The 13,262-nt window shown below is 35.7% G+C and carries 6 protein-coding genes; 5 read left to right on the top strand and 1 reads right to left on the bottom strand.

From position 1 onward, the window contains the following. Window positions 1–67 precede the first annotated feature (67 nt). From ACZZZT_RS21955 to ACZZZT_RS21945, 3 genes are all read left to right on the top strand, one after another. Window positions 68–769 carry an NADPH-dependent F420 reductase gene (locus ACZZZT_RS21955; protein WP_463461934.1) on the top strand — a complete coding sequence of 234 codons (702 nt, stop codon included), beginning with the start codon at window positions 68–70 and terminating at the stop codon, window positions 767–769. A 519-nt stretch (window positions 770–1,288) separates the two neighbouring features. Then, entirely contained in the window at window positions 1,289–2,185 is an 897-nt protein-coding gene (locus ACZZZT_RS21950) for a helix-turn-helix domain-containing protein (protein WP_463461933.1), read from the top strand. Window positions 2,186–2,301: 116 nt separating this feature from the next. Next, window positions 2,302–3,069, top strand: coding sequence for an SDR family NAD(P)-dependent oxidoreductase (locus ACZZZT_RS21945; protein ID WP_463461932.1), 768 nt, complete (start codon window positions 2,302–2,304; stop codon window positions 3,067–3,069). Between the two features lie 98 nt (window positions 3,070–3,167). On the opposite strand, the gene ACZZZT_RS21940 is transcribed toward ACZZZT_RS21945, so the two are convergent. Beyond that, the gene (locus ACZZZT_RS21940) at window positions 3,168–4,709 is read right to left on the bottom strand and encodes a helix-turn-helix domain-containing protein (protein ID WP_463461931.1); all 1,542 of its coding nucleotides are present in this window, start codon (window positions 4,707–4,709) and stop codon (window positions 3,168–3,170) included. Window positions 4,710–5,298: 589 nt separating this feature from the next. On the opposite strand from ACZZZT_RS21940, the gene ACZZZT_RS21935 reads away from it, so the two are divergent. Beyond that, window positions 5,299–6,003: a hypothetical protein gene (locus ACZZZT_RS21935; protein WP_463461930.1), complete on the top strand. Its 705-nt coding sequence runs from the start codon at window positions 5,299–5,301 to the stop codon at window positions 6,001–6,003. 11 nt (window positions 6,004–6,014) lie between these two features. After that, window positions 6,015–13,211: an Ig-like domain-containing protein gene (locus ACZZZT_RS21930; RefSeq protein ID WP_463461929.1), complete on the top strand. Its 7,197-nt coding sequence runs from the start codon at window positions 6,015–6,017 to the stop codon at window positions 13,209–13,211. Window positions 13,212–13,262 lie beyond the last annotated feature (51 nt).

Here is a 13,262-nt window from a genome sequence, read left to right as displayed (position 1 = left end):
AAAATTTACGTAAAATGAAAATAGGAATAATAGGTACCGGCGCAATAGGCGGTACAATCGCAAAAAAATGGCAGCAGCGGGGCATAATGTGAAAGTTACTAATTCAGGAGATGCTGATAAATTAAACGCTCTTGCAGGAGAATTAGGTGTTGTAGCAGCAACGATTAAAGATGTTGTAAAAGACGTAGATATCATCATTTTATCAGTGCCGACAGTAGCAATCCTAACTTTGTCCGAAGATTTATTAGCAAACGTTCCCGAAAATGTAATTGTGGTTGATACATCAAATTACTATCCTTTTCGTGATGCCGATATTGAAGAAATCAAAAAAGGAAAAGTAGAAAGTGTCTGGGTGTCTGAGCAACTGGGAAGACCAGTAATAAAAGCTTTCAACAATTTATTGGCAGAAACATTAGCAAACGGAGGAAAAGAATCTAATGCTCAAGACAGAATAGCGATGGCTGTTGCAGGTGATAGTACAGAGGCAAAAAAAACAATTACAGAATTAATTAATGATACCGGTTTTGATGCCGTTGACTCTGGAAATCTTTCCGGATCCTGGAGACATCAGCCAGGAACACCCGCTTACTGCACGGAACTTACTGCAGAAGAATTAAAACAGGCACTTTCTAATGCTGTAAAAGAAGAAGCACCTTTGTTAAGAGATAAAGCTATTGCTGATCTTTCTTCGCTGCCATCATATCCATCTCATCAGGATATAGTAGAATATAATAGAGGATTGTTTCAAAAAAATCCTAAGTCTGTTTAAAAAACCGATTATAAATAGATCTTCCCTTTTTGATCAGGAAAGATCTATTTTGATTTTTTTGTAACTCAATATAAGAACAATCCAGAAGAAATAGCAAGGAAATTATGTTGATATCTGTTACAAGTGCCGAGTTCGACAGGGATAGAATTTCGTAAAAACGTTTCATTATTGCCTACTTTTGTATCACAATAGCTATTGCTGATTAGCAGAACTTTGTCATTATAATATTAAAGATAAAATAATGGCAAAAACAATTTTTATAACAGGTGCATCCCGCGGATTCGGGAGGATTGGACAGAAGCATTTTTACAATGTCGGGATAATGTAGTTGCAGCTGTCCACAACGCTGAAACATTAACCCAACTTACAACAGAATTTCCATCAAATCTATTGGTTGTAAAGTTTAGTTTTCTGGATTCAGAAAATCTGCCAAGGTTACTATTGTGAAAAACTGCTTATTATTGGTAAAACACACCTACCCGAATCTAAATAACCCGATTCTTTTTTAAATTGAGAACAATGAGACATTTCAAAAAAATTAGCGATCTGCATGAAGCTCTTGGTGTAAAACCTCCGGAAAATCCGCTTTTTAGTGTGGCTTACGGTGAACGTGGTACATGCAACGGTAGTAATATTCTCGAATTTTCTTCAGAATTTTATATCATAGGATTTAAAAAATTGAAATCCGGCAGTATGTTGTATGGAAAAACAAAATATGACCATGACCTTGGTTCAATGTCGTTTGTAAAGCCTCAGCAGAAAGTGGTTTTTAAAAATGTAGAACTAGAGGAAAAGGGATTCCTGATTATTATTCATGAAGATTTTTTACCGGGAACAATGCTTTACAACGAAATCAGGAAATATGGTTATTTTGATTATGAGGTCAATGAGGCACTGCATCTTTCACCTGCAGAAGAAGATATCATCTGGAATTTGTATTTCAGCATTGAAAAAGAATACCATAATAATACTGACGAACTAAGCAAAGCTATTATTGTAAGTCATCTGGATTCTATGCTTAAATATGCACAGCGTTTTTATAAAAGACAGTTTATTAACCGTAAAGAACTAACCGGTTCTACAGTCACAAAGTTTAATGCACTGTTGGCCGCTAATTTTGAAGAAAGAAAAACAAAAAACATTGGATTGCCAACGGTATCCCTTATGGCAGAGAAGCTAAATATATCTTCGCGCTATTTAACCGATTTGCTCAAACAAGAAACAGGAAAGACGGCATTAGAATTGATTCATCTTTTTTTGATCGGTGAGGCAAAAAACTTATTGACCGAAGGGGAATTGAATATTTCTGAAATTTCGCACTTACTTGGTTTTGAAAATACAACCTATTTTTCACGTCTGTTTAAAAAAGAAGTCGGTAGCACACCGAATGAATTTAGGGGAAGCAGACTAAATTAACAACATATCTCATAAGTTATAAAGAAATAGTTTTTGGCTGGTATAATTGAAATTATACGGGCTGGACTCTGTAATGATTAATTTTTAAAATACTAACAAATATAAAAACAATAAGAATGTCAAATAATCAAAATAAAATAGCATTAGTTACAGGAGCAAGCCGTGGACTTGGAAAAGATTCGGCTTTAAAATTGGCCAGAAAAGGATTTGATATCATCCTTACTTATCAAACCAAAAAAGAATTTGCAGACCAAGTGGTAAAAGAAATTGAAGCTCTAGGAAAAAAAGCGTTTGCTTTGTCTTTGGATATTTCAACAACGGCAGGTTTTGACCAATTTGTAATTGAAGTAAAAGATGTTTTAGAAACTCAATTTTCTTCTGCAAAATTGGATGCATTGGTAAACAACGCAGGTATCGGAATCAATGAAAATTTTGAAGTCACAACAGAAGAAACTTTGGATGCAATGACAAATATCCATTTTAAAGGGCCTTTTTTCTTAACACAAAAATTGCTTCCATTATTAAATGACGGAAGCAGTGTCGTGAACACGTCTTCAGGTTTGGCAAGATTTTCTTTTGCCGGATATTCCGCTTATGGCGCAATGAAAGCGGCAGTCGATTCATTATCAAGATATCAGGCTTTAGAATTGGGAAGCAGAAAAATAAGAGTCAATTCTGTAGCTCCGGGTGCCATTGAAACAGATTTTGGAGGTGGTGCTGTTCGTGATGTTTCAGATTTGAATACGTACTTAGCTTCAGAAACAGCTTTGGGAAGAGTTGGTTTGCCCGATGATATTGGAAGTGTGGTAGCATTCCTTTGTTCTGATGATTCCAAATGGATTAACGCACAACGAATAGAAGTTTCTGGAGGATTTAAAATATAATAGAGTTTTAAATTTTAAAAAAGCCTTTAAATACAATATTTAAAGGCTTTTTGTTTTTTAACTTCTACAGAAAAATTATCTTCAGAATTAAACAATGCTTATTTTTTAGAATTTTCCTTTTGCAAATAGGTAATAAAGTCTAAAGGTGAAACTCCTGTGATTTTTTTAAAGGTTATTGTAAATCTGCTATGTGATGAAAACCCTGATTGATCTGCAAGATAACTGATCTTATATTTTAAATAGTTGCTGTCATTTTTCAAACGATCAACTATATAATTAATTCTTAACTCATTGATGTAACCGGCAAAATCTTTTGATTTATGTTTGTTTATAACATACGACAAATACCTATGATTGATATTAAGGTCTGCCGCTACAGAATTTAGCGATAAATCTTTATTCAAATAAAAATGTGACTTTTCAAATTCTTTTATACTTTCCAAAATAGTATTTTCAGTAGCCTCTGACATATATTCCCTGGCAATTTCCTTCTTTGGTTTTGCATCAACCTGAACCTCTGGAATTTCCTGGCTTTTATTGATAAAGCTTTTGAATTTTTTATAGTCCTGCTGTCTTCTGTAATAATTAAAGCAAACGATGAGGATAATGATAAAAATGGAAATACCTATAATTATTAAAGTAGTCTTTTGATATTCTGATTTGTTTTCGACTTGCTTTTTGCGGAGCGATTTGATTAAATCATCTGCAATAATTTTTCGGCTATGCTCTTCATTTTTATTTAGCTCCAGATTTTTTTCATTATAAAGAATGTATTTTTTATTATCGGTCTTTTTATAAAATTCCAAAAGAGAGCTGTATACTTCCTGTTTTAAAGCGAAGAAATTTGATTCATTAGCAATTTGTTCTGCTTTCTGATAATTTGAAATTGCATTTTTATAATCAGCCTTGGAGTAATAAACATTTGCAAGACCATTATATAAAAAACCTTTTAGCGGACTGTTAGAAGATTGCGATGCATTAAGTTCTGTCATTGCTTTTTGAAAGAATATCATAGCAGAATCAATCTTTTGCAATGAAAGATAATTTTTTGCGATAAGTTCGTCATTCACTGCAAACTGAAAATTTTCATCAATACTGGAACTGGCCTTTTCAAATAACTGATTCCCATTTTTAAGATGTTCAATTGCCTTAGCGTATTTCTTATCGTACATTTCATAGTAGGCTATTTCCTGAGATAAATTTCCCTGAAATTTATACATCTCATTTTTATCCTCTATTTTTTTACTTACAGCCAATGCTTTTTGTAAATGAATTTTCCCAAGGCTATAAATTTCATTCTCACGGTAAAGCGTTGACAAAAAGCCATTTATTCTTGCCTGCAGATTGTAATTTTTATCAATTGTGACTATACTGTCTGCGCGTTTTAAGGATAAAATAGCTTCATTACGTAAACCGTATTGACGTAAAAGTGTTGCTCTAAGCATGCAGGCTTTAATTCTTTCTGCATTATTACTTGAGATTTTATAGAGATAATCGGTATTTTTTAGTGCTTTTTTTGGATTTGAACTTAGAAGGACTTGTGCTGTTTCAGAAAAAATACTATCGTATTTTGATTGAGAAAAACCTGTATAGGAAGAAACAACAATTAATAGCAGTAGGAGAAAAGATTTTAGGTGCATATAAATAAGTATGGAAATTAAAGTATAATAGATTTCTAGGTGGATATTTTAAATTTTAAGATAAGCAATTATTTTCATTATGATACTATTTTATCTGCATTCTAACAATATTATATTGTTAAGTTAGAAAATAGTAGTTGACATGCTTTTGAAGACCTAACAGGATTAACATTTTATATCATCATTTTAAACTTCGTCATCTTATTGCAAAATTAAAAAAATGTTGGATTTAAAATATCATTTTCTCTTTGTACCTGCCTGATCTCAATTTAGATATTATTGTATCAGGATGGCGTACAAATATATTTATACATCTTGTCTCGCGTTTTAGGACGATTCTTTCTTGAGGTTTATCCATAATATAACAGTTGTACGAGCAACTTATATACAGATATTAAGAATTAGCTATGAAAAGTGTAAATAATACTCTTTTTGTAAATATCTGTTTTTTAGATATTTATGTCTTTTTAGAAGAGCGGATGTTTTTCTTTTTACGTAATTGGTAAAGGTTTAAGGTAATTTTCGGTGGTCAAATAATTTAGTTTCGCAGCCATATTCTATAAAGCTATTTTAAACTAAATTTTCACTTATGATCAGAAATATTTATTGGAAATACATCTGTTCCAACCTTAGAAAACAGTTAGTCTGTTCTTTATTTTTAATCTTATTTATACATCAATCTCAGGCTCAAAACCAAATCAATGGTGAAATCAAACAATTTTATGCAGTGATTTCATTTGATGAAAAAATGAATTTTGGACATTTTGATTCAGATGTATCTTGGAAGATTACAAATTCTCAAAACAACATTAATGTTTCTTTACAGGGTAATGAAATTAACGATTATGTATTCCAGCAGGCCGGAGATTATGAAATAAATTTTACGGAAAACAGAAAGCATAATCCAGATGAATGCAGTCATCCGGCAATGCCCGAAAAAGTACTTGTGAAAGTGCAGCCCGTTAAATTGGTTTTCGATTTTTCTAAAATTCAGTTTTCTGAGAAATTGCAAAAAGGGAGAAACTATTCAGATTTAATAATTACTGTTCCTGCAAAAGTTATATCAAAAGATAATTCGATCACAAAATTACCGGCGCCGGGACTGTCAGTTAACGGTATTGGGGTTGCTTTGGCAGCTAAACCTGTGAATACTGAGATTGTCTTAAATAACAAAATTCAATTATTGAAATATAAAATTTCAGGAAAAGCAGACAAAGAAGCTTATCTGATGTTTGACTTCTATGATTTCAATAACCAAGTGCAGACTTACAATCTTTCTGAGAAAATAAAATAATAAGATAACTTATGATAAAAAACTACTTTACACTAAATAAAATATTGAATTTCAAAAAAACAATCTTCTTGTTTTTTTTGTTTTTTATATTCAATCAGGTTTCCAATGCGCAGTGCTCGACGCCCATTGTTGGATGCTCAAATACTGATTTATCGAATTTTGGAAGCGATTCAAATAACAATGCAGCCACTATAGAGTATGATAATTTTGTTTCTAGTTTTCATACAACAGTAGTAAGAACTTCAGATGGTTCTTTTCAGGTATGGGGAGAAGATATTGGAAATGACGGACTTGCAGATGTACTTTCGCCATTAACAATAAATGTAGCAAATTTTCCTGCTTTAACAACTGCAACGCCTTTAAAGGTCGGATTAGGAAGTATTTCTGCGAATAATGTTCAGGGTATTGTTTTAGCTACAGATGGTTTATATGCATGGTCAAAAGAAGGAATTGTTCTTGACGGGTCAATTACTTCAGGTACTGCTTTTCAAAAAATTACTATTGGTGGAAATGCAAATGGTTTACCAACAGGAGTAACTCCCGGAGATGTTAAAATGCTGTTTGCAACCTACAAGACATTAGCCATTACGACCTGTAGTGGAGATGTTTGGGTAATTTCACAAACCGCAAGTGTTCGCGGTAATGGGGGAGCAGGAAATGCAACCACCTGGTATAAAGTTACAACTGATGGGACAGGTAATCCATTTTTAAGTGATGTAGTAGTCTGTAGAGGAAATTATGACGGACTTATGGCTTTAAAATCAGATGGTTCAGTCTATGTGTGGGGAGTAAATGTATTATTAGGAGATAATACAGCTATAATTCCGAGTCAGACAAGAGCTATACAAATGGCACTGCCTGGTGGAACACCAAAAATGATTGGTTCATCTGGAAGCGGTACCGAAAGATCCTATTATATTTTAGCGACCGACGGTAACATGTATGCTGTAGGTGAAAATACAAACAGACAATTGGGAGACTGGACAACTACTGATAGATTAGGATGGGTTCAGCCCCGATATACATCTGTTACGGGCCCACTTATGGAGAATATGGATGATATTAAATGGTTCAGCGTACAGGAGCATGATAATTTATATGGCAGTGTTAACGTGATTAACAGCAATAAAAATTTATATGCTTTTGGACAAAGTAATAACTTTTTGCTTGGTACTGCTTCAGATCCAAGTAATCCGTCAATTCCAGCCGGACTAACTCTTGCAGATAAAATTCTTGCTGTTGAAACAGGAGGGCATACATCAATGATAGTTAAAAGCTGTCAGACTAATTTTGGTTATGTTGGTCATAGAATAAGAGGAAGTATGGGTAATGGTTCTAATGGTACCAGTGACGAAAAATCTTATAATTTTGCTACTGCAGCTGTACAAATTTGCGGTGCAGAGTCAAATCCTGTTATCCAGCCTATCTCAACAGGAGGAGGGCCTGGTTCAAAATACTGTGTTGGCGATCCTGTTTTGCTAAATCCAACTCCCGCCGGAGGTACATTAAGCATAGTAAGCGGTCCGGGAAGCCTTACAGGAAATACTTTGAGTTTTACATCAGCCGGTACCGTAGTGGTTCAATACTCCGTAACCACCGAGTGTGGAGGTACTTCAGTTACTACTAAAAATTTTGAAGCGGCTCTTTGTCCTATAGATTTAGAGGTTTCAAAAACAGTTGATAATATTAATGCAAGTGTTGGTAATAATTGTGTATTCACAATTACGACAACTAATAAAGGACCTTATAAGGCTACAGGAGTTAACGTAAATGACGTTCTTCCTGCTGGTTATACTTTTGTAAGTGCAACACCATCAGTAGGAACATGGTCAGCACCAAATTGGACTGTTGGCAGCCTTATTAATGGAGAAAGTGCCACCTTATCAATTGTAGCTACAGTTAATGCTTCAGGGCCTTATACGAATACGGCTATTATTTCCGGAAATGATCCTGATACTAATTCTGCAAATAATACAGCAACTGTAACACCTGTAGTTGATACTAATCTTTTGGTGACCAAAACGGCAAGCACTGGTACACATAATGTTGGGGACAACGTTACATTTACTATCACAGCTTCTAACTCAGGACCAAGCAATGCTACGGGAGTTAAAGTAACCGATACACTTCCTGCAGGTTATACCTTTGTAAGTGCAACACCTTCAACAGGAACATGGTTAGCACCAGACTGGACTATTGGAAATCTTGCCAATGGAGCAAATGCAACACTTACGATTATTGCAAAAGTAAATGCTACGGGTTCTTATGCCAATACAGCCAGTATTACAGGAGAACAGAATGACCCGACACCTGGAAATAATTCAGAATCTGCTACACCAACAGTAAATCATGCACCAGTGGCGATTGATGATGATCTTAGTGCTTCTCCTTTAAATGAAGATGGAGCTAATGGTACGGTGAATGTACTTTCTAATGATACTGATCCAGATGGTAACCCGATTGCTCCGGTAAATGGAGTTGGGCAATTTACAGTAGATTTAGATCCTGCTTTGTCAGGTATTCAAACAACGTATTCTGATGCTAAAGGTGTTTGGACATTAAACCCATCTACAGGAATTGTAACTTTTAATCCTGCAGATAATTATAACGGAACAGCAATATTAACTTATACTTTATGTGATCCTTTCGGATTGTGTGATAATGCAGATATTACTTTTGTTGTGGCAGCAGTAAATGATAATCCTGTAGCGGTTGATGATGTTTATACTGTTGCAGAAGATGCTACGGTAACCTTAAACCCATTAGCGTTGGATTCTGATCTTGATGGCGATACGTTAAGTATTACTTCAATTGGTGGAACAACACTTACAGGTGGAGCACAAACTATCCCTGTAACTAACGGAACAGTAAATATCTCAGCTACAGGTGTGATTACTTTCACACCATCGGCAAATTTTAATTCAGCTACGGCTATTAGTATTCCTTACGTAATCAATGATGGTCATGGCGGAACAGCCACGGCAAATCAATTAATTACAGTTACGGCAGTAAATGATATTCCGGTAGCGGTAGATGATGTTTATACTGTTGCAGAAGATGCTACAGTAACCTTAAACCCATTGGCATTGGATTCTGATCTTGATGGCGATACATTGAATATCACTTCAATTAATGGAACAACACTTACAGGTGGAGCACAAACTATCCCTGTAACTAACGGAACAGTAAATATTTCAGCTACAGGCGTGATTACTTTCTCACCATCGGCAAACTATAATTCGGCAACGGCTATCAGTATTCCTTACGTAATCAATGATGGTCATGGCGGAACTGACGCGGCAAATCAATTAATTACAGTAACGGCAGTAAATGATAATCCAGTAGCGGTAGATGATGTTTATACTGTTGCAGAAGATGCGACGGTAACTTTAAATCCATTAGCGTTGGATTCGGATCTTGATGGAGATACATTAAGTATTACTTCAATTGGAGGAACAACACTTACAGGTGGAGCACAAACAATTACCGTTACTAACGGAACAGTAAATATCTCGGCTACTGGCGTGATTACTTTCACACCATCGGCAAACTTCAATTCAGCAACAGCTATCAGTATTCCTTATGTAATCGGCGATGGTCATGGCGGAACTGACACGGCAAATCAATTAATTACAGTAACGGCAGTAAATGATAATCCGGTAGCGGTAGATGATATTTATACTGTTGCAGAAGATGCTACGGTAACTTTAAATCCATTAGCATTGGATTCTGATCTTGATGGCGATACGTTGAGTATCACTTCAATTGGAGGAACAACACTTACAGGTGGCGCCCAAACAATTCCTGTAACTAACGGAACAGTAAATATCTCAGTTGCAGGCGTGATTACTTTTACACCATCGGCAAACTTCAATTCGGCTACAGCTATCAGTATTCCTTATGTAATCAGCGATGGTCATGGCGGAACTGACGCGGCAAATCAATTGATTACAGTTACGGCAGTAAATGATAATCCGGTAGCGGTAGATGATATTTATACTGTTGCAGAAGATGCGACAGTAACTTTAAATCCATTAGCGTTGGATACGGATCTTGAAGGCGATACTTTGAGTATTACTTCAATTAATGGAACAATATTGACAGGTGGCGCACAAACAATCCCTGTAACTAACGGAACAGTAAATATCTCAGCTGCAGGTGTGATTACTTTCACACCATCGGCAAACTTCAATTCAGCAACAGCCATTAGTATTCCTTACCTGATCAGTGATGGAAATGGCGGAACAGCTACGGCAAATCAATTAATTACAGTTACGGCAGTAAATGATAATCCGGTAGCGGTAGATGATATTTATACTGTTGCAGAAGATGCGACAGTAACTTTAAATCCATTAGCGTTGGATACGGATCTTGATGGCGATACATTGAGTATTACTTCAATTAATGGAACAACACTTACAGGTGGAGTACAAACAATTCCTGTAACTAATGGAACAGTAAATATCTCGGCTACTGGCGTGATTACTTTCACACCATCGGCAAACTTTAATTCAGCTACGGCTATTAGTATTCCTTACGTAATTAATGATGGTCATGGCGGAACAGCTACAGCAAATCAATTAATTACAGTTACAGCAGTAAATGATAATCCGGTAGCGGTAGATGATGTTTATACTGTTGCAGAAGATGCGACGGTAACCTTAAACCCATTAGCGTTGGATACGGATCTTGAAGGAGATACTTTGAGTATCACATCAATTGGCGGAACAATATTGACAGGTGGCGCCCAAACAATCCCTGTAACTAACGGAACAGTAAATATCTCAGCTGCAGGTGTGATTACTTTCACACCATCGGCAAACTTCAATTCAGCAACAGCCATTAGTATTCCTTACCTGATCAGTGATGGAAATGGCGGAACTGCTACGGCAAACCAGCTTGTAACAGTAAATGCTGTAAATGATAGTCCGACTGCAGCTGATGATATAAATACCCCAATTTCATCAACGGCAGGAGCTACAGCCTTAAACGTATTAAGCGCAACAGATATTGACGGAACTATATCAAACTATACAGTTTTAACATTACCATCTCATGGAATTTTAGCATTAGCAGGGGTTCCGGTTACCGTAAATCAGATTTTGACGCCTTTAGAAGCAAGCATGCTTACTTATGAACCAAGCGGAACATTTACAGGCAACGATACCTTTACTTTTACGGTAACAGATGACCTTGGTGCGATAGATTTATCAGCGGGAACAATTACAATTCCTGTTGGAAATAATGCACCAGTTGCAAACGACGATACTAATGCTGGTATTCCGTCAACAGCAGGAGCAACAGCTATAAATCCTTTAACAGCAACAGATACCGATGGAACTGTTGTAAGTTATACAATCCTGTCATTACCAGCTAATGGAACTTTAGCATTATCAGGAACACCTGTAACGGTAAATCAGGTATTGACACCTTTAGAAGTTAGTATGCTTACATATGATCCTAGCGGAGCATTTTCAGGGAATGAAACTTTTACTTTTACAGCAACAGATAATAACGGCTCTATTGATGCAACGCCGGCAGTAATAACAATTGTGGTTGAAAAAACAATTTTGAATGCTGTAAATGATCTGGTAAATCCTGTGGTAGGAATTGATAAAACAGTTACAATTGTAAATGTATTTGATAATGATACTTTAAATAATAATCCTCTAATACCTTCAGAAGTTGATTTACATGAATTGACTCCTGATCCAACAGGAACAATTACATTAAAACCTGATGGAACTGTAGAACTGATTCCAAATGCTCCGGCTGGAAACTATACTTTAACATACGAAATTTGCGAAAAAGCGAATCCTTCAAACTGTAGTCCTGCTACCGTTACAGTTTCGGTTGTAGCGCCTACTATGACAATAACGGCAAATAGTTATTGCGATAATAATACACCGTATGTTTCTTATAATGTTGTTGCAGATAATTTTACTCCAACAGGCTTACTAACTATTAATTGGATAGACAGCGCTAACAACATTGTGGCAACCCAAAATAATATGCCATTAAGTGGTACTGTTTTATGGCCGGGAGCAGTCGTTGATACTAATAATAAACCAACAGACTGGCCGGGATGGGTATTAGTAAACGGACAATGGGCACAAGGAAATGATGGGTTTGAATTAACAAGACCTGCTGTTACCATGCAGTTTACATTAAACCCTACACAATCTGTTGTAGTTAATTATCCTGCAGCAGTAGCTGGGTGTAACGCGATGCCAACATTCGGAATTCATGCAGGTAATGAAGATGATGTAACTCTTGCTGACGGACTTAATGGTTCATTAGAAGTAATCAATGTTTTAGATAATGATACCTTAAACGGTGTTCCTGTTAAACCTTCAGATGTTATAGTAAAAGGTATTGACTGGCCAACAGGAATTACCCTTAATAATGATGGTACAATCAATATAGCACCAGGTACAAAAGGAGGAGAGCATACACTAACGTATCAAATATGCGAAGTAGCCAATGGATCAAATTGTACTACTGCCACGGTTAAGATTTTTGTTGAAATTCCTGCAATTGCAATAGTAAAAACAGTTGTATTGAATGATGATAATGGAAATGGATTTGCCGAAGCCGGAGAAACTTTAACCTATAATTTCGCGATAACAAATAAAGGAAATGTTGCTCTTGAAAAAATAATGGTTTCAGATCCTTTACCTGGAATTGTTATGAACGGAGGCCCTATTAATCTGGCAGTTGGAGAAACTGATAATTCTTCGATAACAGGATCCTATACTTTAACTCAGGCAGATGTCGATTCCGGAAGCATAAGCAATCAGGCAACAGCATCAGGTACGACGAAAAGCGGAATAATTGTTTCGGATAAATCAGATTCTAGTGATACTGAAGGAGATAAACCAACTATTTTAGAATTAGGTGGTTGTGTGATTAAAATCTTTAATGCTGTTTCTGCAAATGGAGATAATCAAAACGAAAGATTCTACATTCAGGGCTTAGAATGTTATCCTGACAATAGCGTACAGATCTTCAACCGTTGGGGAGTTTTAGTATTCGAAAGAGAGCATTATAACAATGCAGAAATTGCTTTTAGAGGCGTTTCAGAAGGACGCGCTACTATTAAAGACTCAAACGGATTACCTGAAGGTACTTATTATTACATCATTAGATATAAAGATAAGCAATCTAACCTACAGCAAGAGGCTGGGTATTTATACCTTACCAAGTAACATACTATACAAATTAAATGGCTTAGTGAAAGCTAAGCCATTATTTTAAAA

This window comes from Flavobacterium sp. AC274 (assembly GCF_979258275.1).
The sequence above is the reverse complement of the archived record's forward strand: the minus strand, read 5'-3'. Positions and strand labels throughout refer to the sequence as shown.

Bases quoted from the DNA above. Each gene is read 5' to 3' on its own strand.
- ACZZZT_RS21955 (WP_463461934.1), top strand. From the start codon at position 68: ATGGCAGCAGCGGGGCATAATGTGAAAGTTACTAATTCAGGAGATGCT.
- ACZZZT_RS21940 (WP_463461931.1), bottom strand. From the start codon at position 4,709: ATGCACCTAAAATCTTTTCTCCTACTGCTATTAATTGTTGTTTCTTCC.
- ACZZZT_RS21935 (WP_463461930.1), top strand. From the start codon at position 5,299: ATGATCAGAAATATTTATTGGAAATACATCTGTTCCAACCTTAGAAAA.
- ACZZZT_RS21930 (WP_463461929.1), top strand. From the start codon at position 6,015: ATGATAAAAAACTACTTTACACTAAATAAAATATTGAATTTCAAAAAA.
- ACZZZT_RS21950 (WP_463461933.1), top strand. From the start codon at position 1,289: ATGAGACATTTCAAAAAAATTAGCGATCTGCATGAAGCTCTTGGTGTA.
- ACZZZT_RS21945 (WP_463461932.1), top strand. From the start codon at position 2,302: ATGTCAAATAATCAAAATAAAATAGCATTAGTTACAGGAGCAAGCCGT.